This window comes from Mesorhizobium sp. M0052 (assembly GCF_040323255.1).
Classification (GTDB): Bacteria; Pseudomonadota; Alphaproteobacteria; order Rhizobiales; family Rhizobiaceae; genus Mesorhizobium.
On record NZ_JAMYUS010000009.1, the window covers coordinates 175,434 to 197,215 of the forward strand.

Genomic DNA, 21,782 nt, shown 5'->3' on the forward strand with positions numbered 1-21,782 from the left:
GCTGGCTGTCCTTTCCGACATCCATGGGAACCTGCGCGCGCTTGAGGCGGTTCATGCGCAGATCAAAGACGCTTCTCCCGACTAATCGTCAATCTGGGCGATTGTCTTTCCGGGCCGCTATGGCCGGAAGAAACCGCGCAATATCTGATGGCGCAGAATTGGCCGACCGTGCGCGGCAATCACGACCGTGTGCTGGTCGAGCCGCCTGCTTCCGGGTTGGAAGACGTCGATGCTTTCACTCACCAACGCCTGTCCCAGGCGTCATTGACCTGGCTCTCGGCATTGCCGGTCGCCCTGTCGCCTGCCCAGGACATCCTGCTTTGCCATGGCAGCCCCAGTGACGACGACGTGTTCCTGCTCGAGGAAGACGGAGGCAGCCACTTCCACCCGTCCAATGAAAAGCAGATCAGGCACAAGCTGGGCAGCGCCGGCGCCGGGCTGACCTTGTGCGGCCATACACATACGCCGCGCGTTGTGCGCTTGTCGGACAACCGGACAATCCTCAATCCCGGCAGCGTCGGCGTCCAGGCATTCCCCGGCCTGACCGTGACCGGCAGTCCGCATGCCCGCTACGCCCTCACTACGCGCAAGGACGGACAATGGTCGTTCAGCCATCACGTGGTCAATTATGACTGGACCGAAGCATCCGGCCGCGCCACGGCGACCGGATTCGACAACTGGGCGCACGGGCTGCTGACGGGCTACGCCGCCGGCTCGGTGTAGGACCCGAACCGCCGCTCAGCCTGCGGTGCCCGGCACGGTGCGGATAACCGTGCCCCACGGATCTTCACGGCTCGTTTCCTCGGTTGTCTTGTCCGAGCGCATCTCGACCCAGGCCAGCCCTGAGCGGGACGGATCGCGGCGCCCGGCGCCGGCGCTGTGCCACGAATTGCCACCGATATGATGGTGGTAGCCTCCCGACGACAGGAACACCGCCTGCCCTCCATACTTAGCGACCGTGTCGAAGCCAAATTCGTCGTGCCACCAGGCCTCGGCATCTTCCGGCCGGCCGACGCGCAGATGTACATGGCCGATAATGCTGTTTTGCGGCGCGCCCTGCCAGCCGGCGTCACCGGCCGGCACGCTGCCAACCACGGCGGCCAGATTCAGCCGCTCGGTCGCCATGGCGATCTTGTCGCCGTTCCACTTCCACTCCTGCGGCAGACGGTCCCTATAGATTTCAATGCCGTTGCCTTCGGGGTCGGTCAGATAGAGAGCCTCGCTGACCAGATGGTCGGAGGCGCCCTCGATGCGGATCTTGTTGGCGGCGGCATGGTTTATCCAACGGCCGAGATCGGCGCGGCTGGGCAGAAGGAAAGCGGTGTGGAAAAGGCCGGCGCTGCGCGGATCGTCGGGCTTGGCCGCTGCGTCAGGCTCGATGACCAGCAGCGGGCGCTCGGCAGCGCCCAGCGTGATGGCGCCATCGGCGCGGCTCAATTCCTGCAGGCCGACAACAGCCCGGTAGTAATCGGCAAGTCCTTCGGCGTCGCGCGCCTTCAGGCCCACGCGTGACACGCTGACGGGGGTCGTCGCGGCAAAAGGCAGTTCGCTCATAAGACTCTCCGTTCAGCGCGTTATCCCTAGGGCGCGCCACCAGCCTATTGTTGTTGTCCATCTCTCCCCGCCTCAAATCGTCGATCCTGGTCGTTCACACAAGATGGAAAGAATCGAACAGGTTGTTCACGATTGTGATGCACCGCATGCGTCAGCGCGGGTTGCACGAGACACGGCCGCTCGCTATCTCAGCGCCATGAAAGTCAAAGACGCAGATATTCTGATCGTGCCGGGCTACACCAATTCCGGCCCCGAACACTGGCAGACACGCTGGCAGTCGAAACTATCGACGGCGCGTCGGGTCGAACAGGCGGAGTGGTCGAAGCCGGTGCGCGAGGACTGGACGGCGAGCGTGGCGAACGCTGTCAACGAGGCCGAGCGGCCGGTGGTGATCGTTGCCCATTCGCTCGGTGTGGCGGCCGCGGTGCAGGCCATTCCGCAGTTCAGGAAGCCGGTCGCCGGCGCGTTTTTTGTCGCGCCGCCCGACGTCGCCAACCCGGAGATAAGGCCGCGTCACCTGATGACCTTTGGCCCCTATGCGCGCGAACCGCTGCCCTTCCCGTCCATCGTCATCGCCAGCCGCAACGATCCGTTCTGCGCCTTCGAGGTTGCCGAGGACATTGCCGGCGCCTGGGGTTCGCTGTTCATCGATGCCGGCGAAACCGGTCACCTCAATGAGGATGCCGGCTTCGGCCCTTGGCCGGAAGGGTCGATGACCTTCGCCAAGTTCCTGACCGACCTCAAGGCCTGACCGGGCAAGGCACAACGCCTCAGCCCTTTATCGAATCGTTCATGCTTTTGATGAGTGTCTTTGCGCCGAGCGAAATCAGCGCATGGTCCGAGCCCATCGCCAGCAGCCGGTAGCCCATCGCCACGACGCGGCCGGCAATCGCCGGCTCAACGACGTAGATTGCCGCATGCTTGCCCGCCTTGCGCGTCCGCTCGGCGATGGAGGTGACGGTTTCCATCATGCTTTCCAGCGTCGAATTGACGGTGGCGCCATTCGACCAGGCGATGGAGAAATCCGATGGGCCGAGGAAGATGCCGTCAATGCCCGGCGTGTCGAGGATGCCGTCCAGCGCATCGAGTGCGGCGCGCGTTTCGACCATGGCAAAGGCCATGGTGCGTTGATTGGTGTCGCGCAGCCATTCGGCGTGGTCGCCTTTGCCATGGCGCGGAAAAGCATAGGTCGGGCCCCAGGAGCGCTCGCCCATCGGCGGATATTTCATCGCCGCGGCAAAGAGTTTTGCATCGGCCACCGAATTCACCATCGGTGCAATCACCGCCTCGGCACCGAAATCGAGGGCGCGGCTGGCCATGTCGAAGCGGCCGACCGGAATGCGCACCAGCGCCGGCTTGTTGGCGGCCAGCACCGGCACCAGGCCGCGCAAGACCGAGTCTTCGTGGTGTCCGCCATGCTGCATATCGAGGGTGACGGCGTCAAAACCCTGCTTGGCGATGATTTCGACCGTCAAAGCGTCCGGAACGCCGGACCAGGCGGTGAACAGCGTTTCATCCGCCGCCAGGCGTGACTTCAGGGACATGGGTGCTTTCCTCGTTGGGTAGAGCCTTGTAACAGGCCTACGCGCAGTTTCAGCCGGAAAAGGCTGAACAGGCAAAGAAAAACCGCCCGGCTGGACCGGGCGGTCGATTGGTCCAGCGCTACTCGCTCTAGGTGTTCTTGATCTGCTCGATCGCCTGCGCCATCAGTTCGTCCATGGTGCGGCGGATCTGGTGATCCGACTGGTCGACGCCGGCGGCGTCGAAATCCTTGCGGATCTTGCGGAATACGTCGTGATCGCCAGCTTCCTCGATGTCGGAAACCACAACTTCCTTGGCATAGGCGTCGGCGTCAGTGCCGGACTTGCCCAGCTTTTCGGCTGCCCACAGGCCAAGCGCCTTGTTGCGGCGTGCCGAAGCCTTGAAGCGAAGTTCTTCGTCGAAGGCGAATTTGCGCTCAAAACCCTCTTCGCGGTCTTTCATGCTGCTCATGGCTTCCCTCCGATGAAATCGATTCGCGTTGATGATGGATATGTGTGCTGCCGCAGCACAAACCAAAAGGGCGCGGGCCGGTCAATATGCTACATCGCTTGCTGCGCTGCGGCATTTCATTCCTGAAAGCGGTCGATGGAAAGGATTTGCCGATTGAGCAAACGCTGTGATTGGGATAGACCCGGCATTGAACCCCACCCGTCGCCGCACCAATTTAGGCAGACGGACAGGAACTGGTCGCTTGCCGCCTGCCCGCAAATCCAGAGAAAAATCAGATGAAAAATCGCCGCCGCATTTATGAAGGCAAGGCCAAGATCCTCTATGAGGGACCGGAACCGGGCACACTTATCCAGTTCTTCAAGGATGATGCGACCGCATTCAACAAGAAGAAACATGAGGTCATCGACGGCAAGGGTGTGCTCAACAACCGCATTTCCGAGTACATCTTCAACCATCTGAACCGCATGGGCATTCCGACCCACTTCATCCGCCGGCTCAACATGCGCGAGCAGTTGATCAAGGAAGTCGAGATCATTCCGCTCGAAGTGGTGGTGCGCAATGTCGCCGCCGGCTCGCTGTCCAAGCGCCTCGGCATCGAGGAAGGCACCGTTCTGCCGCGCTCGATCATCGAATTCTATTATAAGGCCGATGCGCTCGACGATCCGATGGTGTCGGAAGAGCACATCACCGCTTTCGGCTGGGCAAGCCCGCAGGAGATCGACGACGTCATGGCGCTGGCCATCCGCGTCAACGACTTCCTCTCCGGCCTGTTCATGGGTGTCGGCATCCAGCTCGTCGATTTCAAGATCGAATGCGGCCGCCTGTTCGAGGGCGACATGATGCGCATCGTCGTTGCCGACGAGATCTCGCCGGATTCGTGCCGGCTGTGGGACGTGGCAACGCAGGACAAGCTCGACAAGGACCGTTTCCGCCGCGATATGGGCGGCCTCGTCGAAGCCTATCAGGAAGTTGCCCGCCGCCTTGGCATCATGAACGAGAACGAGCCGCCGCGCCCGACCGGCCCGGTGCTCGTCGCCTCGACCGATGGCCTCAAAGGCAAGCCGCACTAAGTCTTCATTTCTTGACGCAATTCCGGACGGAAAACCGCTTCAGACTTTTCCTGGAATTGCTAAGTCTTCGAACAGGAACCTGTCCAGCATGATCAAGGCCCGCATCACCGTCACCCTCAAGAACGGCGTGCTCGACCCGCAGGGAAAAGCCATAGAGCACGCTCTGTCCGGACTGGGGTTCGGCGGCGTCGGCCAGGTGCGGCAGGGCAAGGTCTTCGACCTCGAGCTCTCAGAGACCGACAAGGCCAAGGCTGAAGCCGATCTGAAAGCCATGTGCGACAAGCTGCTGGCGAATACGGTGATCGAGAATTACGCGGTGGAGATCGCTTGATATGAAATCAGCTGTCGTTCTTCTCCCCGGCCTCAACCGCGACCGCGACATGATTGCGGCGCTGACCAAGATCTCTGGGCAGGCGCCGGCGACCGTCTGGCAGACCGACACCGAAATCCCTGATGTGGACCTGATCGCCATTCCCGGCGGCTTCTCGTTCGGCGACTATCTGCGTTGCGGCGCCATTGCCGCGCGCATGCCGGTCATGCGGGCGGTGGCGGAAAAGGCGGCCAAGGGCGTCATGGTCATCGGCGTCTGCAACGGGTTCCAGATTCTGGTGGAAGCCGGCCTTTTGCCTGGCGCGCTGATGCGCAATGCTTCGCTGAAATTCGTTTGCCGTGAGGTGAAGCTGCAGATCGCCAACGCCAACACCATGTTCACCCGCCGCTATCAGCCGGGCCAAATCATCCGCACGCCGGTTGCGCATCATGACGGCAATTATTTCGCCGATGCCGACACGCTTGCGCGCCTCGAGGGCGAAGGACAGGTTGTGTTCCGCTATGCCGAAGGCACCAATCCCAATGGCTCGATCAACGACATTGCCGGCATCATCAGCGAGAAGGGCAATGTGCTCGGCCTGATGCCGCATCCGGAAAACCTGATCGAGGCCGCGCATGGCGGCAGTGACGGCCGGGCGCTGTTCGAAGGCGCACTCGGCATCGCCGCCTGATATCTCTTCGAATTCCTTTCAAAACGCGGGGGCGGTTGACCATGAGACTGACGATTGTTCGCCTAGGTCTCCTGGCTGCTGCCGGCTTGGCGTTGGCGTCCTGCCAGTCCAGCCCGAAGAGCGCGCCGGTCCCCACGGGCAAGAGCGCTTCGCTGCTGGCCATGGAACAGGTAGCGATATCGGCCCACAAATGCTGGATCGCCAGCAAGGATCCCGCCTTCAAATCCTATCAGATGGCCAATGAGCTGAATTCGTTCAGCGGCACGCCCCGCTTCCTGCTGGTGCCGGCCAAGCATTATGGCGGCAAGCCGCTGCTGGTCGTCCAGGCGCAAGGCAATTCCAGCCGCGTCGACGTGTTCGGTCCGCTGATGGACGATCCGCTCGGCGCGCGCATCGGATCCGACATTGCGCGCTGGCAAACGGGCAACCCCTCCTGCAACGCGGCCGCCTGACGCCATGGGCCGCTTCCTGCAGTTTGCGGGATTGATCATCGGTCTGGCCGGGCTTGTCCTGCAAGCGTGCATCACCATCCCGGCATCGATGGAAGCCGGCCGCAGTTTTCTCGGCTCCATCGTCTTTCTGTTCAGCTTCTTCACCATCCTGACCAACATCGGTGCAGTGCTGGTCCATGTCTCGCTGCTGTCGCCTTCGGGCTACGCCTGGCTGCCGGCCTTTGCCGGGCCGCGGATGCGGGCGGGCGTGGCGGCTTCCATCGCCCTGGTCTTCATCGTCTACGCGACAGTTCTGGCGCAGCTCTGGCAGCCGCAGGGGCTGTTCCTGCTCTGTGACGTGCTGCTGCACTATGTGACGCCGGTGCTGTTCGTGCTGTGGTGGCTTGTTGCAGGCGCTGACGGCAGGACACGCTGGAGCGACATTTCGTGGTGGATGGCCTATCCGATCGCCTATCTCGCCTATGCGCTGGCGCGCGCACCGATCGCAGGCGAAGTGCCCTACCCGTTCCTCGACGTTGCGAAAAACGGCGCGGCCAACGTCGCCCTTGCGGCGCTGGCCGTCACCGGTGTTTTCCTGGTGCTGTGCATCCTCGCCGTGCTTGCCGATAAGGGCGTCTCACGCCTCAGGGCTCCGCGCACCCGTCGTTGACGAACCGGCTCCGGGTCAGTCCCAGAGCCGTCGGATCCCTTCACGGTAGGCGTCGCCACGCGAAACACCGATATCCCTGAGCTGCTCGTCGGTCATTTCCAGCAAGGCCAGGCGGCCGCGACGGCGCTCGATCAACGCTTCGATCCATCGCGCCAGCGATCTGACCACATGCACGATCCGGCCGACAAAGCCTCGCCGGCTGGACGGCCCGACCAATTCAATGCCCGCGCAGCGGATTGTCTCGATTGTATCCATTGTTTTTCTGCCAACCTTGCAAATTGTACCCATCTTGGTACGGTTCTGATATGCATTGACACCCGATCTGGTGCAATATACAGAATTGTCACCATGACAAATTGGCTCCCTGACCTCACCATCGGTTCCGGCCCGCTTTACCAGCGCCTTGCCGACAGCATCGAGTCGGACATCGACAAGGGCGTTATCGATGCCGGGGCAAAATTGCCGCCGCAGCGCGATCTCGCCTATGACATCGGCACGACGGTCGGCACGATCGGCCGGGCCTATCAGCTGCTGCGCGAACGCGGGCTGGTGAGCGGCGAAGTCGGACGCGGGACCTATGTGCTGGCGCAGCAATCGGAAGCGGCGTCACCCGAATTCGCCGAGCCGGCCGTGCAAGGCACGCGCTATGTCGATGCACCGCCCGGCAAGCTGCGTTTCGACAGCACTGCCGCGCCCGACATCGGCCAGGGCGCCATTGTCGCTGACATGCTCTCGCGCACGGTGCAGGATCACCCGCACGAGATTTCGAGCTACACCAGGGATTTTCCGGAGCGCTGGTTCGAGGCCGGCGCCCGCTGGCTGTCGCGCAATTCGTTCCGTCCGGCGGCCGACACCATCGTTCCCACGCTTGGCACACATGCCGCGGTGATGGCGGCGATTGCGGCACTGACCACACCGGGCGACTATGTCGCCTTCGAGCACCTCACCTATTCGCAGATCGCCCGCAGCGCCGGGCTGATCGGGCGGCGCATAGCACTGGTGGCATCGGACGAAGAAGGCCTCGATCCCGAGGATTTCGAACGCGTCTGCGCGCAAAAGCACCCGAAGATGATCTTCCTGATGCCGACGGTGCAAAACCCGACGCTGGCGATCCTGTCGGTTTCGCGCCGCGAGGCGATCGCTCGTGTCGCGCGCGCGTACAATGTCATCGTCATCGAGGACGATCTCTATGGCGGCCTGACCGAAGATCCGACGCCGCTCATCGCCGAATATGCACCCGAGCGCACCATTGTCGCCGGCGGTCTGTCGAAATCGGTCGCGGCAGGTGTTCGCGGCGGCTGGCTCTCCTGCCCGCCCGCCTATCGCCATCGCATCCGCGTCGCCCACAAGATGATGACCGGCGGGATGCCGTTCCTGCTGGCGGAGGTGAACGCGCGGCTGGTGCTGTCTGGGCAGGCTGGCGATATCCGCAAACGCAGCATTGCCGAAATTGCCGCCCGCATCGCCATCGTGCGCGAGACACTGGCGGGTTTCGCCTTCAAGTCACACGGCAGCGTGCCCTTCGTCTGGCTGACGCTGCCCGATCCCTGGCTGTCCGGCACGTTCAGGAGCGCATGCCTCGAAAATGGCGTGCTCCTCGACGACGAGGACGAGTTCAAGGCGGGGCGTTCCGAGCAGGTTTTTCACGGCGTGCGTTTCGGCGTCTCGCAGCCAAGGCGGCGCGAGGACATCACCGGCGGCGTCGCGGTGATCCGGCGGCTGCTGGAGGAAGGCCGCGCCGGCTACGACAGTTCGTCCTGAATCGTTGGCGCTAAACCGTGCCCCTGCGTACCGATCTTAGGTTCAGCCCTCTGCCTTGAAGTTTTTGGCTTCCTTCGCGCCCTTGTCCTTGCCGTGCTTCTCGGCCAGGTCCTTGGCCTGCTTGGGCGAAACGTCGGTGGTCTCGGCAATATGCATGGCCTCCTTGTCGGAGAGGCGATTGTCTTTCTTGCCTTGCTTGGTGGCCATGTCGAAATCTCCTGATTGCTTTGAGGCCTAACGGCCGGGATGCCATAGCGTTCCCCAGCGGCTCCCGCTACCATCGTCGCCCTGTGGTTTTCCGGCGTTTTTCGTCATCCAATGGGGTGTATCACGCCAAAGCTTGCGATATGAGGGGACTCAAATTCCCCTCTTCCATGGACATCAATCGCCGCCCATGACCATTTCCAATTCCGTGCCGATCACCCCGGAACTCATCGCCGCGCATGGGCTGAAGCCCGACGAATACCAGCGCATCCTCGACCTGGTCGGGCGCGAACCGAGCTTTACCGAACTCGGCATCTTCTCGGCGATGTGGAATGAGCACTGCTCCTACAAATCCTCGAAGAAATGGCTGCGCACGCTACCGACCACCGGGCCTCAGGTCATCCAGGGTCCGGGCGAGAATGCCGGCGTGGTCGATATCGGCGATGGCGACTGCGTCGTCTTCAAGATGGAGAGCCACAACCATCCCTCCTACATCGAGCCCTACCAGGGTGCGGCGACCGGCGTCGGCGGCATATTGCGCGATGTCTTCACCATGGGCGCGCGGCCGATTGCGGCGATGAATGCGCTGCGCTTCGGCGCACCCGACCATCCCAAGACCAGGCACCTGGTCAGCGGTGTGGTTTCCGGCGTTGGCGGCTACGGCAATGCGTTCGGCGTGCCGACGGTCGGCGGCGAGGTCAATTTCGACGCCCGCTACAACGGCAACATCCTGGTCAATGCCTTTGCCGCGGGCCTCGCCAAGACCGATGCGATCTTCCTGTCGGAAGCCAAGGGCGTCGGCCTGCCGGTCGTCTATCTCGGCGCCAAGACCGGCCGCGACGGCGTCGGCGGCGCCACGATGGCCTCGGCCGAGTTCGACGACAAGATCGACGAGAAGCGCCCGACCGTGCAGGTCGGCGATCCCTTCACCGAAAAATGCCTGCTCGAAGCCTGTCTTGAGCTGATGGCGTCTGGCGCCGTTATCGCCATCCAGGACATGGGGGCGGCCGGCCTCACCTGTTCGGCGGTCGAGATGGGCGCCAAGGGCGACCTCGGCATCGAGCTTCACCTCGACCAGGTGCCGGTGCGCGAAGAGCGCATGAGCGCCTATGAGATGATGCTGTCGGAGAGCCAGGAGCGCATGCTGATGGTGCTGCGCCCCGAGAAGGAAAAGGAAGCCGAGGCGATCTTCCACAAATGGGGCCTCGACTTCGCCATTGTCGGCAAGACCACCGACGATCTGCGCTTCCGCGTCATTCACCAGGGTGACGAGGTCGCCAACCTGCCGATCAAGGACCTTGGCGACAAGGCGCCGGAATATGACCGCCCCTGGGTCGAGCCGAAGAAGCCTGCGGCGCTCGCAGCCGGCGATGCGCCGAAGGCCGATGTCGCCGATGCGCTGTTGAAACTGCTCGGCGGGCCGGACCTGTCGTCGCGGCGCTGGGTGTGGGAGCAGTACGACACGCTGATCCAGGGCAATTCGCTGCAGCTTCCGGGCGGCGACGCCGGCGTGGTGCGCGTCGAAGGCCATCCGACCAAGGCGCTCGCCTTCTCCTCCGACGTGACGCCGCGCTATTGCGAGGCCGACCCGTATGAAGGCGGCAAGCAGGCGGTGGCCGAATGCTGGCGCAACCTTACCGCCACCGGCGCGCTGCCGCTGGCGGCGACGGACAACCTCAATTTCGGCAATCCGGAACGGCCTGAGATCATGGGCCAACTGGTCGGCGCGGTGAAAGGCATTGGCGATGCCTGCCGCGCGCTCGGCTTCCCGATCGTGTCGGGCAATGTCTCGCTCTACAATGAAACCAACGGCCAGGGCATCCTGCCGACGCCGACCATCGGCGGCGTCGGGCTGATTGCCGACTGGTCGAAGATGACCCGTATCGGCTTTGCCGCCGAGGGCCAGATGATCCTGCTGGTCGGCGCACCCGCAAGCTGGGGCAGCCATCTCGGCCAGTCCGCCTATTTCAGGGACATCCATGGCCGTACCGACGGGCCGCCGCCATCCGTCGACCTCGCGCACGAAAAGCGCGTCGGCGACCATGTCCGCGCGCTGATCGCGTCGGGCGTCGTGACCGCGGCCCATGACCTTTCCGATGGCGGCTTGGCGATAGCCCTGGCCGAAATGGCGATGGCGTCCGGCATCGGCGCCACAGTTCCGGGGCTCGCCGGCACCGACCCGATCCCGGTCTGGTTCGGCGAAGACCAGGGCCGCTACCTGCTGACGCTGTCCGTCGATCCGCAGAGCAAGGAATGGGACGCCATCCGCGAGGAACAGAGCAAGCTCGGCATCTTTGCGCCATGGATCGGCTCGACCGGTGGAAACGAACTGAAGCTCGGCGATGCCAGGGCGATCCCGGTCAGCGAATTGACCGCCGCCCACGAAGGCTGGTTCCCGAACTTCATGGACAAGTCCAGTTGACCAGCCTGGCAGCCCGGACGCTGATCGCAGTCGTCTTCTGGCCGTCGCTGTTCTTCTTCTGGTTCCTCGGGCCGTTCGTCTTTTTCCTGCTGTCGACGACCTCGAGCGAGGTCTGTCCGCTGCTGGAAAGGCGTGACCAGTTCCTTGAGGCGGCCAATGGCACACTGCAGATGCTGGCCTTGCAAAGTCTGATCTATGCGATCCCCATCGTCTGCCTGGTGCTGTGGAGCCGCCTTTTGCCGAACCCGGCGCGCGCAAGGCATGTCGCCACCTGCATCAAGCTCTTTGCCATTGCGGTCATTACCGGCGCGCTGTGGGAATACGGGTCATCGCTGATCTGCGACGGCTATGGCCAACCATTCTTTTCGCCCTTGTGGCAGATGACCAGCTATCTCCCGATTATCAACCTGGCGCTCAACATCCCGCTCTATGTCCTGGTGTTCAGCCTTGGCCGGGGGTTCTCGACCCGCGACGACATTACCGAAGATGGTGTGGTTCACCCGCGGCAGGATGGCCCTTAGACACTGCGTCGCCGACAGAACGGCTTCAACCCGGACCAGAAAGGCTTTAGGCTGCCGTGCGAGTCACTCGTGCCTAGCCGCCCAGAACAGGATTTTGCCATGGCAATGGATGCCCACGACATCGAAAAACTGATCAAGGACGGCATTCCGGACGCCAAGGTGACGATCCGCGACCTCGCCGGCGACGGCGATCACTATGCAGCCGAAGTGGTGGCCGAGAGCTTCCGCGGAAAGAGCCGCGTCCAGCAGCACCAAATGGTCTATGATGCGCTGAAGGGCAATATGGGCGGCGTGCTGCACGCGCTGGCCCTGCAGACCAGCGTGCCGGACTGAAGCCAGACTGGCCTACTGTTTCTGCGGCTGCTTCGCCGACACTGACGTGATCGGCTTCGCCGACACTGAGATGATCGGGCCCGCCGGGTATTTTCCGCCGACGATCATTCTTTTCCCATCCGACAGCGCGGAGACCGCGCCGTCGAGGAACAGCGCGTTGCGGCATTGTAGCGCGTCGCGGAACAGCCGCGCAAAGCTGCCGAAACTGACCTCCGACCGCGAGATCGCCAGCACGACGGTGTTTTCGTCACGCACCCCGACGCCGTTCCTGATGTAGCGCGAGGTGCCATTCGCCTCGAAGCGCGGATGTAGCACGCCATCGATCACCAGCATCGGGCCGGACTGCGTGGCGAAGGCAACATCGGGTTTGGCGACGGCATAGGCGTTGCTTTCCATGACAGCCGCCTTGCCGTCATTGCCCACCAGAAAGACGCCGTTCGGTTTCAGGAAGAAATTGCCTTCGCCGTCGGCAAGATTGAGCCGTGACTTTTCGCTGCCGTTCTCGACCAGCAGGCCGACCGGCGACAAATCCTCGTGATACATGCCGCCATTCATGGCGAGCAGCACCGGCCTCCCCTCGCCCGCAACCGCCTTGTCGAAGGCTTCGAGCGAACCAAAAGGCTTGCCATCGGCGCTGGCGTGGAAAACACCGATGCTGTCGGCGCGAAGATCGATCTCGCAGACGACATAGGTCACCGCCTCGAAGGCGACATTCCGGCAAGGCGCGGGCAGGTCACCGCCAATGACCAGCGGCGGCGGCTCCGGGCGTCTCGGCCACCAGACAACGGCAATCGCCGCCAGCAGGATGGCGATCGGAAGGGCGGCGCCATATCGTCTTTTCATCATGTTCCGAAGGCTGCAATCGGCTCGGATGCTTGGCCCAAGACAGGCGATCCTTTGCGCCATTTCCGCGACGGCGGCGCAAACATCTTGTTTCGGCCCATCTATGGGTTTATTTGATGGCTATGCTTCGAGCCTGACTCCCACAGGCGTGAAAGGATATCTCATGAGCGGCATCAACGACTACATCGACAGCGAAGTGAAGGGCAACGACGTCGTCCTTTTCATGAAGGGCACGCCCGGTTTTCCGCAGTGCGGCTTTTCCGGCCAGGTCGTCCAGATCCTCGATTACATCGGAGCCGACTATAAGGGCGTCGACGTGCTGACCTCGGCCGAACTGCGCCAAGGCATCAAGGAATATTCGAACTGGCCGACGATCCCGCAGCTTTACGTCAAGGGCGAATTCGTCGGCGGCTGCGACATCATCCGCGAAATGTTCCAGGCGGGCGAGCTGCAGACGTTGCTCGTCGACAAGGGCGTCAGCGTCAAAGCGACAGCCTGATTCTGAGTTGAGACGGGGCAGCCCCGCCCCGGCAAAATGTTACCTCCCCCTATCGGAGTGAGGACGAACTTATGCGCCGGCATGCCGGCGCATATTCGTTTTGAAGATCGGACCCGCCGTGGACCAGCCAGCAAAAGCGCCCCAACAGGCACGCAAATTGCCTATTCCGCGCTGGGAATTCATCGCGCTGTGCGCGGCACTGATGGCGTTGAACTCGCTGGCCATCGACATCATGCTGCCGGCACTGCAGCAAATCGGCGCCACGCTTGGCGTTGAGAATGAAAACCACCGCCAGTATGTGATCACCGCCTATATATTGGGCTTCGGTGGCGGACAGCTTTTCTTCGGACCGATCTCGGACCGGTTCGGGCGCCGCGCGCCGCTCGTTGCCGGGCTGGCGATCTATGTCGTGGCGGCTGCGGCCGCGGCCATCGCCCCGTCATTCGCCGTCCTGCTGCTGTGCCGGCTGGTGCAAGGCATCGGTGCGGCGGCGACCCGCGTCATCGCCGTCTCGATCGTGCGCGACACGTTCGACGGTCGGCGCATGGCCGAGGTGATGTCTCTGATCTTCATGGTGTTCATGGCCATCCCGGTGATCGCGCCTGGGATCGGCCAGGTCATCATGCTGTTCGCAACATGGCACTGGATCTTCGTCACCATGGCCGTCGGGGCGCTGATCGTGTCGGCGTGGTCGCTGCTGCGGCTGCCGGAGACGCTGCATCCGGAGTACCGCCGGCCGCTGACAGTCTCATCCGTCGTCGGTGGTTTCCGCATCGTGCTCACCAACCGCATGGCGCTTTGCTACGCCTTTGCCAGCACCTTCATTTTCGCCGCCATGTTCGGCTTCATCGCCTCCGCACAGCAGATCTATGTCGACATTTTTCATGTCGGCGAATTGTTTCCTGTCATCTTCGCGGGTGTCGCCGGCGTTCTCGCTTTTTCGAACTACCTCAACTCGCGCCTGGTCGGCCGCATCGGCATGCGCCGCCTGTCGCAGAGCGCACTGCTGTTGTTCCTGGTGATCAGCCTTGCCTGGCTCACCGTTTCGCTTCAAATGAAGATGCCACTCTGGCTGTTCATCACCTTCTTCGCCAGTGCGATGCTCCCGTTCGGCGCGCTCGGCGCCAATTTCAACGCGCTCGCGATGGAGCCGCTCGGCCAACTGGCGGGCACCGCGTCGTCCATCCTGGGCTTCATGCAGACTTTTCTCGGCGGCATCCTCGGCACGCTGATCGGCCAGGCCTTCAACGGCACGGTGACGCCGCTTGCCGCCGGCTTCTGCAGCGTCTCGGTCGCGGCCCTCCTGATGATCCTGATCGCCGAGCGCGGCAAGATGTTCCAGCCGCACAACCCACCCATTTCAGGGCACGTTACCGACCTGCATTGAGCGACGCGCCTTGAGATTGTTGGTCTCAAAACCGCATCCACCTTTATGCGACGCGTTTCAGGATGCGCCGCCAATCACTGCCGTGAAACGAGGGAACAGCGGGCGCCCTGCGATGGCGCCACCCATGCTGTCCGACAGCGGCATCGGCAGAGCCTTGTCGAGCGCTTCGAGCACGGATGACACAAAGACCCGGTTGAGCGAGGCATCATCTCCCATATGGGAGAAAGTGGCGCGCGGTTTGCCCATCAGCGTGCCGTTTTTGCGAATTGAGAAACTCAGCGTCAGGGTCATGCCAGCACTTCCAGGCGGCGGCTGCCAACAGGCAAAGATCGCGGAAAACATCTCGTCTATGGTATCGACGGGATCGCGACTGCCGCACGCGCGTTCCTGCGATCTTGCCTCAGTGGCGCCAGCGGCGGCCAAGGCAAGTGCAAGCGCCGTTGCAACAATTGCGGACCGATGTTTCATTTCGCAGCTTCCGACTTCGCGAGAGATTGGACACTATAACAGAGCCAATATACTTGACGAAAGCCTCTACCAGCAGTTGGACCGATTATTGCGCCCAGAGTTCCCTGCGCAACTCCTGCCAGCTTTCCTTGTCCGGGGCGACAAGAATGCCGCCGTCGATATGCGAGGGCAGATAGGCGCTGCCGTCGATCCGCGCGGTGTAGCCGCCGGCCTCGGCGTGGATCAGCACACCGACCAGATGGTCCCACGGCATCAGTTTGTTGTAGACGACGAAATGGGCATGGCCGCTGGCCAGAAGACGGTATTCATGTGCCGCGCAGCGATAGCCGAACTGCGACAGGGTCTTGGTCTGGTTGCGCGCCAGGAGCGAGCGTTGCGGTTCCGCCAGATATTGCCAGGAGACGGAGCCGGTCATCTGTGAGATCGGCACGGCATCGGCGACGTGCACCGTCTCCAGCGCGCCATGCGCATGGCGGATATGGCTGCCGGCGCCCTTGGCGCCGATCAGCCAGTCCCGGCCTACGGGGTCATGGATGATACCGGCGACGGTTTCGCCCTTGATGACGACGCTCAGCATGACGCCGAACAGCGGCACGCCGGAGGCGAAGTTGAAGGTGCCGTCGACCGGGTCGACGACGAAGGCGAGGTCGGCATCACCGAGCCCCTGAAGCAGCGCCGGATTGTCGGAACAGGCTTCCTCGCCGACGATCATCGCCGTGGGATAGCGCTCGCGCAGCCTGGCCGTGATCAGCCGCTCGGCGTTGATGTCGGCCTCGGTCACCAGGTCGGCAGCCGAGGTCTTCTGTCTGATGTCGCCCTCGCCCAGCCGGCGAAAGCGTGGCATGATTTCGGCCTTGGCTGCATCGGCGAGAAGCTCGGCCAGCCAGTCGATCGCTTGGTCGTCAAATATCATCGGAAATGTCTTGTCCTGTGCTGAGGCTGCCATTGAGGGCGGCAAAGTCGAACAGCTTTCTGTCGAGCAGATGCGACGGCCTGGTGTTGGACAGCGCGCGCAGCATCGTATCCTTGCGGCCCGGCATGCGCTTTTCCATATCGTCCAGCATCGCCTTCATGGCGTTGCGCTGCAGGCCTTCCTGGCTGCCGCAGAGATCGCAGGGAATGATCGGGAATTTCATCGCGGCGGCGAATTTCTCCAGATCGACCTCGGCGCAGTAGCTCAGCGGCCGCAGCACCATGACGTCGCCGTCGTCATTGAGCAGCTTTGGCGGCATGGCGGCAAGGCGGCCGCCATGGATTAGATTCATGAAGAAGGTTTCGAGAATGTCCTCGCGGTGGTGGCCGAGGACCAGCGCCGAACAGCCCTCCTCGCGCGCGATGCGATAGAGATGGCCGCGCCGCAGCCGCGAGCACAGCGAACAGTAGGTGCTGCCCTGAGGCAGCTTGTCGGTGACCACCGAATAGGTGTCCTGATACTCGATGCGATGGGGAATGCGATGCGCATCGAGGTAATCGGGCAAAATGTGCTTCGGGAAATTCGGCTGGCCCTGGTCGAGATTGCAGGCCAGCAGCTCGACCGGCAGCAGCCCGCGCCATTTGAGATCGAGCAGCACGGCCAGCAGCCCGTAGGAATCCTTGCCGCCGGACAAGGCCACCAGCCAGCGGTCGCCGGGCCTCGCCATGGCGAAATCATCGACCGCCTGACGGGTCAACCGCAACAGCCGCTTGCGCAGTTTGTTGAACTCGACGGAAGACGGCACGTCGGCAAACAGCGGATGGAAGCCGCCTTCAGCAATCGGTTCAACTGTTTCGATGTCTGCCAGCATGTTCATGGCTTGTCGCTTTCCATAGCCGAGAGTGCCGGATTAGCGGACATGGCCGACAAAGAAAAGGCCGCCTCGACGGGCGGCCCTTTCCGGTATCGCAGAAAAGCGATCGATCAGCGCGAATAGAATTCGACGACCAGGTTCGGCTCCATCTGCACGGCGAACGGTACGTCGGCCAGGCCGGGGATGCGCGAGAAGGTCGCGACCATCTTGTTGTGATCGACTTCGATATAGTCCGGCACGTCGCGCTCGGCGAGGCCGACCGCTTCCAGCACGATGACCAGCTGCTTCGACTTTTCGCGCACTTCGACGACGTCGCCCGGCTTGCAACGGTACGAGCCGATGTTGACGCGCTTGCCGTTGACGTTGACGTGGCCGTGGTTGACGAACTGGCGAGCCGCGAAAATGGTCGGCACGAACTTGGAGCGGTAGACGACCGCGTCGAGACGCGACTCGAGCAGGCCGATCAGGTTCTCGGAGGTGTCGCCCTTGCGGCGATCAGCCTCTTCATAGACCTTGCGGAACTGCTTTTCGGAGACATCACCATAGTGACCCTTCAGCTTCTGCTTGGCGCGCAGCTGCAGGCCGAAATCGGAAAGCTTGCCCTTGCGGCGTTGGCCGTGCTGGCCGGGGCCGTATTCACGCTTGTTGACCGGGGACTTCGGGCGGCCCCAGATGTTTTCGCCGAGACGGCGGTCGATCTTGTACTTCGCGGATTCGCGCTTGCTCATCGCATTCCCTTTCAAAACAAACCACCCGGAGCCTCATGGTCCGGGTGAAGGAAACGCGCCCTCCTCTGGCCTCCGTTTTCGAGGCCTGACAGGGTTTTCCCACGCAACGCGGCGGAAAACCCACGGGACACGTCAGTCTAGACAAAACCCAGGAAACGATAAACCTGCTTTCCCGGGCTTGCCATGCAAAAGAAACAACCGGGCATTGCGGCCCGGTGTTGGTGCGCTCGTTAAACGGAGATTTGAGCAGAGTCAAGCGCGTCGCTGGCGCTGGGCCCGGCAACCATATCACGTCTTTGGCGTTGAGTGCCGTGCCGGATGCGGCGGGAGGTTGTTGCGCCGACGGCATTTAGGAAGGGACTGGAGCCAAAGGAGCCCGAAGTCGCATGAAGAAGTTTTTCCTCTCGTTGGTCGGTGCAGCCGTCCTGGCCGGGACGATGTCGATCGCCGTGCCCGAGCCAGCGATGGCCAAGCATTGGCAGGGCCACAAGCATCGTCAGACCTGCCATGTCGTGGTGAAGAAGAAGGTCATCTGGCGGCATGGCCACAAGAAGGTCATCCGCTACAAGGTGAAGCGCTGCTGGTGACGTCAGGGGTTTCGGGCTTGGCCTGAACCGAAGAAGCCCGTGGTTTCGGCCACGGGCTTTGTTTATCGACTCGGTTCAAGGTTTCAGTCTGCCGATTTCTTCTCCGGCAGGCCTTTGCGCTTGGTCTCTGCGAATTCCTCGAGCTGTTTTTCGCTCATCGAATTGTACATCGACTTCGACGCGCCTTGAAGTTCGCTCTTCCTGGTCTCGCCGCGCTTGGCCGACAGGGCTGCGCCAGCGGCCTTTTGCTGTGCTTTTGAGGTTGCAGGCATATCGGCTCCTCCTTTGCTGCCAGAGGAAGAAACGTTGCGCTCCGGCGACGGTTCCAGCGCTGGCGGTCAACTTCCGTTCCGCGCTCATGCCTGCCCATGGTCGGCCGGCACTGCCGGCAAAACCACCTTCCCGTGCCCGCAACGCCGGTGTAGGACGGCGCCATGAAATCGTTGAACGATCCCTCGCAGGCACTCGCCACCGGCCTCGCGAAAATCCGCACCGAGTTCCATGTGCCGGAGGGATTTCCCCCTGATGTAATGGCCATGGCACAGACGGCGGCCAGGCGCGTGCCCGACCAGCATGCCGACCGCACGGCGATGCCCTTCGTGACGCTCGATCCCGCGACTTCCACCGATCTTGCCCAAGCGTTTTCGATCGAAGCGAGCGGTAGCGACCTTCTGTTGCACTATGCCATTGCCGACGTAGCCTGGTTCGTCGCGGACGGCGACGCGGTGGATCGCGAAGCCTGGGCGCGGGGCGAAACCCTGTATTTGCCGGACGGCAAGGCCGGGCTCTATCCCCGGGTCATTGCCGAGGGCGCCGCGAGCTTGCTGCCCGGCGGTCCGCGTCCGGCTGTCATCTTCACGGTCCGGATCGCCGACGACGGAGCGGTAAGGCTGGATGGCGCGGAGCGGGCAATCATTCAAAGCCGCGCCAAGCTCGCCTATGACAGCGTGCAGGCCGCCGACGTCCCAGTCGGCTTCGCCGAAATCGCGCGACGCATGGCGGCGGCCGAAGACCGTCGCGGCGCTTCGCGCGTCGACCCGCCCGAGCAGGAGGTGGAACAGCTTGCCGATGGCACATTCCAGCTTGCGTTCAGACCGCTGCTGCAATCCGAGCAAGACAACGCAGCACTTTCGCTGGCCGCCAACATGGCGATTGCCGACGCCATGCTGGCACACCGGACCGGCTTGTTCCGGGTGATGGCGCCGCCCGATGCTTCCAAAGTACAAAGACTGCGCAGCGCGGCACGGGCCTTAGGCCTGTCCTGGCCTCCTTCGACCAGCCTGTCCGACTATCAGCGAACCCTCGATCCGACCAACATGCAACAGGCAGCGCTGATGCTGGAAATCCGCCGCGCCGGCTCCGGTGCGTCCTACCAACCCTATGAAGAAGGCGTTGTCCCCTGGCACGAGGCGATGGCCGCGACCTATGCCCACGCCACCGCGCCCCTGAGGCGGCTGGCCGATCGCTATGTCGTGCGCTGCGTGCTGGCCATCGTCAACGGCCAGCCGGTGCCGCAAGCCGTTACCGAGGCGTTTTCCAGACTGCCGAAGGTGATGGGCCGCGCAGGCGCCCGCGCCTCGCAGATCAACCACGCGGCCATCGACCTTGCCGAGGCGGTGATGCTGAGGGGGCGCATGGGTGAAACATTCAAGGCCGTCGTCACCGACGTCGGTGATCAGCGTGTGCGCGTTCAGCTCTCGGACATGCCTGTCGTTGCGAATGTGAAGGCCTCTGGGTTCAGGCAGGGCGATGGCCTGACGCTAAGGCTTGTTTCGGCCGATCCGGATCGGCGCGTCATTGTCTTCGAGCCTGCCTAAAGCGCGTCGGCGACGCGCTTTAGTTTTTTCGTTTTGTGCATGTCCTTGTCCCAAAACCGCTGCGCACTTTTGGGCGACATGCATTAGCGCGCGCTCAATCCAAAACCCTGCATCAGCCGGCTGATGGCGAAGTCCGCCTTTCCCGAGGTAAAGACGGCGATGTCGGGCTCGCTTTGCGGCAATGGCCCGGCGACAGCCGGAAGCAGCGACAGAGCGCGCCGCGCAATCGCCTCGGCCGGGTCGATCCAGTCGACCGGCCAGGGCGCGGTCTTGCGCATGCGATTGGCCAGGAACGGATAGTGCGTGCAGGCGAGCACGACGATGTCCGTGCGCAAATCGTCATGCTGGACGAAACACGGTGCGATCTCGGCACGCACGGCCTCCTCGTCGACAAAGCCCTCGCGCATGTAGGCCTCGGCCAGTCCGGCGAGATTGTTGCTGCCGACCAGCCGCACATGGCATTTCTGCGCCCATTTGCCGATCAGGTCGCGCGTGTACTGGCGCTTCACCGTGCCCGGCGTCGCCAGCACCGAGACCAGCCCGGACCGGGTGCGCTCGGCCGCCGGCTTGATTGCCGGCACGGTGCCGACAAAGGGATGGCCAGGGAATTTTTCCCGCAACGCATCGATCACCAGCGTCGAAGCGGTATTGCAGGCGACGACCGAAATTTCCGGATCAAAACGGTCGAGCAGCTTGGCGAAGAGCTCGACTATATGGGCCTGCAGCGCCGGCTCTTCCCAGGCGCCGTAGGGAAAGGCCTTGTCATCGGCGACGTAGACGAAGCGCCGGTCAGGCATCAGCACGCGCGCTTCGCGCAGCACGGTCAATCCTCCAACGCCGGAATCGAACATCAGGATCGGACGGTGGCTCATTGATAACGGACCATGAAAGAGGCTGGATCAGAAGGCTTGGCGGTCATTGGCCAATGCCGTTCTATCTGCAACCATCATGGCCTTGAAGTGGCGAATGTTAGCAACTTCCATGCAAAGCCGGCGAAGACGACCTTGCCTCGGTTGCTCTAGAGCCCGCGCTTGCCGAAGCCGGCGGGCCGCGGACGGCCCAGAGGCTGGGCGGACGGCACCGAGCGCGTGGCCGGTGTGGCGTTGCGCATAGAAGACTGTGCCGTGCTGCTGGCCATCCGGCCGGATCCCGCAGGCATGGGCGTATCGCCATCGAAATCGAAAACCGATGTCAGTTCGTCGATATTGATGCCCGCCACCGGCTTAGCCACCAGAATCGTGCACCAAAGGCCAAAGATCGACAGCGCAAGCAGGTTCAAACCGCTGGACGTGCTTTCCGGATTGTTGAAATCGATGACCAGCAGCGTGCCTGCCTGCAGAAAGGCGTAGATGGCGCAGAACACGATGTAGGACCACAGGATCCAGGCTTTGCCGTTGGCGTCGCGGCTGCGTCGCCAGGCGATGTTGGCACGCATGACCACAGCCAGGAGGGAAACGACCAGAACCGCGCCTGCCATGCCTTGCCGCGATGGACCGGGCGCCGAGTTGACCAGCCCCTCAAAGCCGATCGTGCCAACGATGCACAGCACGGCAAGAACGGCCTCGAGCAGGGCTACGCCGAGCGAATAGAAGAAGAAGCGCATACGGCCGATTTTGGACGTGAACATTTGCCACCCCACCGTTTTGACAACAATGGACGAGAGGCAAATAAAATTCGGTTACTTCAGCCGTTCGAAGCTTAGCGATT

At 62.6% G+C, this 21,782-nt stretch carries 28 protein-coding genes; 15 read left to right on the forward strand and 13 right to left on the reverse strand.

The window, feature by feature from the left end; translation table 11 throughout:
• Positions 1 to 93: 93 nt before the first annotated feature.
• Positions 94 to 723, forward strand: coding sequence for a metallophosphoesterase family protein (locus NKJ77_RS14695; protein ID WP_352535403.1), 630 nt, complete (start codon positions 94 to 96; stop codon positions 721 to 723).
• Positions 724 to 738: 15 nt separating this feature from the next.
• Here the strand turns inward: NKJ77_RS14695 and NKJ77_RS14700 are convergent, their stop codons facing one another.
• Positions 739 to 1,554 (reverse strand): VOC family protein, encoded by an 816-nt coding sequence (locus NKJ77_RS14700; protein WP_023831302.1) that lies wholly within the window; start codon positions 1,552 to 1,554, stop codon positions 739 to 741.
• A 196-nt stretch (positions 1,555 to 1,750) separates the two neighbouring features.
• Here NKJ77_RS14700 and NKJ77_RS14705 point away from each other — a divergent pair, with 196 nt between their 5' ends.
• Positions 1,751 to 2,305 carry an RBBP9/YdeN family alpha/beta hydrolase gene (locus NKJ77_RS14705; protein WP_023669089.1) on the forward strand — a complete coding sequence of 185 codons (555 nt, stop codon included), beginning with the start codon at positions 1,751 to 1,753 and terminating at the stop codon, positions 2,303 to 2,305.
• Between the two features lie 19 nt (positions 2,306 to 2,324).
• Here NKJ77_RS14705 and NKJ77_RS14710 read toward each other — a convergent pair whose 3' ends face one another.
• Positions 2,325 to 3,098, reverse strand: a complete 774-nt coding sequence (locus tag NKJ77_RS14710) for an HpcH/HpaI aldolase family protein (protein ID WP_023690189.1) — start codon at positions 3,096 to 3,098, stop codon at positions 2,325 to 2,327.
• A gap of 127 nt (positions 3,099 to 3,225) precedes the next feature.
• On the reverse strand, positions 3,226 to 3,546 hold the full coding sequence (locus tag NKJ77_RS14715; RefSeq protein WP_023669091.1) for a DUF1476 domain-containing protein: 321 nt from the start codon (positions 3,544 to 3,546) through the stop codon (positions 3,226 to 3,228).
• Positions 3,547 to 3,821: 275 nt separating this feature from the next.
• On the opposite strand from NKJ77_RS14715, the gene purC reads away from it, so the two are divergent.
• The 5 genes from purC (at position 3,822) to NKJ77_RS14740 (ending at position 6,718) form a co-directional block, all read left to right on the forward strand.
• The gene (gene purC / locus NKJ77_RS14720) at positions 3,822 to 4,616 is read left to right on the forward strand and encodes a phosphoribosylaminoimidazolesuccinocarboxamide synthase (RefSeq protein WP_013532127.1); all 795 of its coding nucleotides are present in this window, start codon (positions 3,822 to 3,824) and stop codon (positions 4,614 to 4,616) included.
• Positions 4,617 to 4,704: 88 nt separating this feature from the next.
• Complete coding sequence (purS, locus tag NKJ77_RS14725) at positions 4,705 to 4,947, forward strand: phosphoribosylformylglycinamidine synthase subunit PurS (protein ID WP_023669092.1); 243 nt, start codon at positions 4,705 to 4,707, stop codon at positions 4,945 to 4,947.
• Position 4,948: 1 nt separating this feature from the next.
• Entirely contained in the window at positions 4,949 to 5,617 is a 669-nt protein-coding gene (purQ, locus tag NKJ77_RS14730; protein ID WP_023684888.1) for a phosphoribosylformylglycinamidine synthase subunit PurQ, read from the forward strand.
• Between the two features lie 41 nt (positions 5,618 to 5,658).
• The gene (locus NKJ77_RS14735; protein WP_023831303.1) at positions 5,659 to 6,069 is read left to right on the forward strand and encodes a hypothetical protein; all 411 of its coding nucleotides are present in this window, start codon (positions 5,659 to 5,661) and stop codon (positions 6,067 to 6,069) included.
• A 4-nt stretch (positions 6,070 to 6,073) separates the two neighbouring features.
• The gene (locus NKJ77_RS14740) at positions 6,074 to 6,718 is read left to right on the forward strand and encodes a Pr6Pr family membrane protein (protein ID WP_023708640.1); all 645 of its coding nucleotides are present in this window, start codon (positions 6,074 to 6,076) and stop codon (positions 6,716 to 6,718) included.
• Positions 6,719 to 6,733: 15 nt separating this feature from the next.
• Here NKJ77_RS14740 and NKJ77_RS14745 read toward each other — a convergent pair whose 3' ends face one another.
• Positions 6,734 to 6,973 carry a DUF1127 domain-containing protein gene (locus tag NKJ77_RS14745; RefSeq protein ID WP_023706460.1) on the reverse strand — a complete coding sequence of 80 codons (240 nt, stop codon included), beginning with the start codon at positions 6,971 to 6,973 and terminating at the stop codon, positions 6,734 to 6,736.
• 93 nt (positions 6,974 to 7,066) lie between these two features.
• Between NKJ77_RS14745 and NKJ77_RS14750 the strand changes: the two genes are divergently transcribed.
• Positions 7,067 to 8,479, forward strand: coding sequence for an aminotransferase-like domain-containing protein (locus tag NKJ77_RS14750; RefSeq protein ID WP_023684885.1), 1,413 nt, complete (start codon positions 7,067 to 7,069; stop codon positions 8,477 to 8,479).
• A 42-nt stretch (positions 8,480 to 8,521) separates the two neighbouring features.
• Here the strand turns inward: NKJ77_RS14750 and NKJ77_RS14755 are convergent, their stop codons facing one another.
• The gene (locus NKJ77_RS14755) at positions 8,522 to 8,686 is read right to left on the reverse strand and encodes a hypothetical protein (RefSeq protein ID WP_023669098.1); all 165 of its coding nucleotides are present in this window, start codon (positions 8,684 to 8,686) and stop codon (positions 8,522 to 8,524) included.
• A gap of 187 nt (positions 8,687 to 8,873) precedes the next feature.
• Between NKJ77_RS14755 and purL the strand changes: the two genes are divergently transcribed.
• The 3 genes from purL (at position 8,874) to NKJ77_RS14770 (ending at position 11,959) form a co-directional block, all read left to right on the forward strand.
• The gene (gene purL / locus NKJ77_RS14760; protein ID WP_023831304.1) at positions 8,874 to 11,105 is read left to right on the forward strand and encodes a phosphoribosylformylglycinamidine synthase subunit PurL; all 2,232 of its coding nucleotides are present in this window, start codon (positions 8,874 to 8,876) and stop codon (positions 11,103 to 11,105) included.
• Positions 11,102 to 11,626, forward strand: coding sequence for a hypothetical protein (locus NKJ77_RS14765; RefSeq protein ID WP_023751454.1), 525 nt, complete (start codon positions 11,102 to 11,104; stop codon positions 11,624 to 11,626). Before purL ends, NKJ77_RS14765 begins: the two co-directional genes overlap by 4 nt.
• Before the next feature lie 99 nt (positions 11,627 to 11,725).
• Positions 11,726 to 11,959 (forward strand): BolA/IbaG family iron-sulfur metabolism protein, encoded by a 234-nt coding sequence (locus NKJ77_RS14770; protein ID WP_010909092.1) that lies wholly within the window; start codon positions 11,726 to 11,728, stop codon positions 11,957 to 11,959.
• A 12-nt stretch (positions 11,960 to 11,971) separates the two neighbouring features.
• Here the strand turns inward: NKJ77_RS14770 and NKJ77_RS14775 are convergent, their stop codons facing one another.
• Positions 11,972 to 12,805, reverse strand: a complete 834-nt coding sequence (locus NKJ77_RS14775; RefSeq protein ID WP_023831305.1) for a phosphodiester glycosidase family protein — start codon at positions 12,803 to 12,805, stop codon at positions 11,972 to 11,974.
• A 160-nt stretch (positions 12,806 to 12,965) separates the two neighbouring features.
• On the opposite strand from NKJ77_RS14775, the gene grxD reads away from it, so the two are divergent.
• Complete coding sequence (gene grxD, locus NKJ77_RS14780) at positions 12,966 to 13,301, forward strand: Grx4 family monothiol glutaredoxin (RefSeq protein WP_023669102.1); 336 nt, start codon at positions 12,966 to 12,968, stop codon at positions 13,299 to 13,301.
• A gap of 118 nt (positions 13,302 to 13,419) precedes the next feature.
• Positions 13,420 to 14,688 (forward strand): multidrug effflux MFS transporter, encoded by a 1,269-nt coding sequence (locus tag NKJ77_RS14785; protein WP_023697568.1) that lies wholly within the window; start codon positions 13,420 to 13,422, stop codon positions 14,686 to 14,688.
• Between the two features lie 57 nt (positions 14,689 to 14,745).
• Here NKJ77_RS14785 and NKJ77_RS32395 read toward each other — a convergent pair whose 3' ends face one another.
• The 4 genes from NKJ77_RS32395 to rpsD all read right to left on the reverse strand — a co-directional run bounded on the left by NKJ77_RS32395 (position 14,746) and on the right by rpsD (position 17,671).
• Positions 14,746 to 15,156: a UCP034077 family protein gene (locus NKJ77_RS32395; RefSeq protein ID WP_023669104.1), complete on the reverse strand. Its 411-nt coding sequence runs from the start codon at positions 15,154 to 15,156 to the stop codon at positions 14,746 to 14,748.
• Positions 15,157 to 15,241: 85 nt separating this feature from the next.
• Entirely contained in the window at positions 15,242 to 16,069 is an 828-nt protein-coding gene (locus NKJ77_RS14795; RefSeq protein ID WP_023711499.1) for an inositol monophosphatase family protein, read from the reverse strand.
• A complete protein-coding gene (ttcA, locus tag NKJ77_RS14800; protein ID WP_352535382.1) occupies positions 16,059 to 16,946 on the reverse strand; it encodes a tRNA 2-thiocytidine(32) synthetase TtcA in 888 nt (295 codons plus the stop codon). The genes NKJ77_RS14795 and ttcA overlap by 11 nt, the downstream gene beginning before the upstream one ends.
• A gap of 107 nt (positions 16,947 to 17,053) precedes the next feature.
• Positions 17,054 to 17,671 (reverse strand): 30S ribosomal protein S4, encoded by a 618-nt coding sequence (gene rpsD, locus NKJ77_RS14805; RefSeq protein WP_023669107.1) that lies wholly within the window; start codon positions 17,669 to 17,671, stop codon positions 17,054 to 17,056.
• A 386-nt stretch (positions 17,672 to 18,057) separates the two neighbouring features.
• Between rpsD and NKJ77_RS14810 the strand changes: the two genes are divergently transcribed.
• Positions 18,058 to 18,258: a hypothetical protein gene (locus tag NKJ77_RS14810; RefSeq protein WP_023690200.1), complete on the forward strand. Its 201-nt coding sequence runs from the start codon at positions 18,058 to 18,060 to the stop codon at positions 18,256 to 18,258.
• A gap of 83 nt (positions 18,259 to 18,341) precedes the next feature.
• Here NKJ77_RS14810 and NKJ77_RS14815 read toward each other — a convergent pair whose 3' ends face one another.
• On the reverse strand, positions 18,342 to 18,530 hold the full coding sequence (locus NKJ77_RS14815; RefSeq protein WP_023684876.1) for a DUF3008 family protein: 189 nt from the start codon (positions 18,528 to 18,530) through the stop codon (positions 18,342 to 18,344).
• A 162-nt stretch (positions 18,531 to 18,692) separates the two neighbouring features.
• On the opposite strand from NKJ77_RS14815, the gene NKJ77_RS14820 reads away from it, so the two are divergent.
• On the forward strand, positions 18,693 to 20,075 hold the full coding sequence (locus NKJ77_RS14820) for an RNB domain-containing ribonuclease (protein WP_352535383.1): 1,383 nt from the start codon (positions 18,693 to 18,695) through the stop codon (positions 20,073 to 20,075).
• Positions 20,076 to 20,158: 83 nt separating this feature from the next.
• Here the strand turns inward: NKJ77_RS14820 and murI are convergent, their stop codons facing one another.
• The gene (murI, locus tag NKJ77_RS14825; RefSeq protein ID WP_352535384.1) at positions 20,159 to 20,947 is read right to left on the reverse strand and encodes a glutamate racemase; all 789 of its coding nucleotides are present in this window, start codon (positions 20,945 to 20,947) and stop codon (positions 20,159 to 20,161) included.
• Between the two features lie 146 nt (positions 20,948 to 21,093).
• On the reverse strand, positions 21,094 to 21,702 hold the full coding sequence (locus tag NKJ77_RS14830) for a DUF805 domain-containing protein (RefSeq protein WP_352511280.1): 609 nt from the start codon (positions 21,700 to 21,702) through the stop codon (positions 21,094 to 21,096).
• Between the last annotated feature and the right edge of the window lie 80 nt (positions 21,703 to 21,782).

Excerpts from the sequence above, each read along its gene's own strand:
- NKJ77_RS14700 (WP_023831302.1), bottom strand. The coding sequence starts at position 1,554 with ATGAGCGAACTGCCTTTTGCCGCGACGACCCCCGTCAGCGTGTCACGC.
- NKJ77_RS14705 (WP_023669089.1), top strand. The coding sequence starts at position 1,751 with ATGAAAGTCAAAGACGCAGATATTCTGATCGTGCCGGGCTACACCAAT.
- NKJ77_RS14710 (WP_023690189.1), bottom strand. The coding sequence starts at position 3,098 with ATGTCCCTGAAGTCACGCCTGGCGGCGGATGAAACGCTGTTCACCGCC.
- NKJ77_RS14715 (WP_023669091.1), bottom strand. The coding sequence starts at position 3,546 with ATGAGCAGCATGAAAGACCGCGAAGAGGGTTTTGAGCGCAAATTCGCC.
- purC (WP_013532127.1), top strand. The coding sequence starts at position 3,822 with ATGAAAAATCGCCGCCGCATTTATGAAGGCAAGGCCAAGATCCTCTAT.
- purS (WP_023669092.1), top strand. The coding sequence starts at position 4,705 with ATGATCAAGGCCCGCATCACCGTCACCCTCAAGAACGGCGTGCTCGAC.
- purQ (WP_023684888.1), top strand. The coding sequence starts at position 4,949 with ATGAAATCAGCTGTCGTTCTTCTCCCCGGCCTCAACCGCGACCGCGAC.
- NKJ77_RS14735 (WP_023831303.1), top strand. The coding sequence starts at position 5,659 with ATGAGACTGACGATTGTTCGCCTAGGTCTCCTGGCTGCTGCCGGCTTG.
- NKJ77_RS14740 (WP_023708640.1), top strand. The coding sequence starts at position 6,074 with ATGGGCCGCTTCCTGCAGTTTGCGGGATTGATCATCGGTCTGGCCGGG.
- NKJ77_RS14745 (WP_023706460.1), bottom strand. The coding sequence starts at position 6,973 with ATGGATACAATCGAGACAATCCGCTGCGCGGGCATTGAATTGGTCGGG.
- NKJ77_RS14750 (WP_023684885.1), top strand. The coding sequence starts at position 7,067 with ATGACAAATTGGCTCCCTGACCTCACCATCGGTTCCGGCCCGCTTTAC.
- NKJ77_RS14755 (WP_023669098.1), bottom strand. The coding sequence starts at position 8,686 with ATGGCCACCAAGCAAGGCAAGAAAGACAATCGCCTCTCCGACAAGGAG.
- purL (WP_023831304.1), top strand. The coding sequence starts at position 8,874 with ATGACCATTTCCAATTCCGTGCCGATCACCCCGGAACTCATCGCCGCG.
- NKJ77_RS14770 (WP_010909092.1), top strand. The coding sequence starts at position 11,726 with ATGGCAATGGATGCCCACGACATCGAAAAACTGATCAAGGACGGCATT.
- NKJ77_RS14775 (WP_023831305.1), bottom strand. The coding sequence starts at position 12,805 with ATGATGAAAAGACGATATGGCGCCGCCCTTCCGATCGCCATCCTGCTG.
- grxD (WP_023669102.1), top strand. The coding sequence starts at position 12,966 with ATGAGCGGCATCAACGACTACATCGACAGCGAAGTGAAGGGCAACGAC.
- NKJ77_RS32395 (WP_023669104.1), bottom strand. The coding sequence starts at position 15,156 with ATGAAACATCGGTCCGCAATTGTTGCAACGGCGCTTGCACTTGCCTTG.
- NKJ77_RS14795 (WP_023711499.1), bottom strand. The coding sequence starts at position 16,069 with ATGATATTTGACGACCAAGCGATCGACTGGCTGGCCGAGCTTCTCGCC.
- ttcA (WP_352535382.1), bottom strand. The coding sequence starts at position 16,946 with ATGAACATGCTGGCAGACATCGAAACAGTTGAACCGATTGCTGAAGGC.
- rpsD (WP_023669107.1), bottom strand. The coding sequence starts at position 17,671 with ATGAGCAAGCGCGAATCCGCGAAGTACAAGATCGACCGCCGTCTCGGC.
- NKJ77_RS14810 (WP_023690200.1), top strand. The coding sequence starts at position 18,058 with ATGAAGAAGTTTTTCCTCTCGTTGGTCGGTGCAGCCGTCCTGGCCGGG.
- NKJ77_RS14815 (WP_023684876.1), bottom strand. The coding sequence starts at position 18,530 with ATGCCTGCAACCTCAAAAGCACAGCAAAAGGCCGCTGGCGCAGCCCTG.
- NKJ77_RS14820 (WP_352535383.1), top strand. The coding sequence starts at position 18,693 with ATGAAATCGTTGAACGATCCCTCGCAGGCACTCGCCACCGGCCTCGCG.
- murI (WP_352535384.1), bottom strand. The coding sequence starts at position 20,947 with ATGAGCCACCGTCCGATCCTGATGTTCGATTCCGGCGTTGGAGGATTG.
- NKJ77_RS14830 (WP_352511280.1), bottom strand. The coding sequence starts at position 21,702 with ATGTTCACGTCCAAAATCGGCCGTATGCGCTTCTTCTTCTATTCGCTC.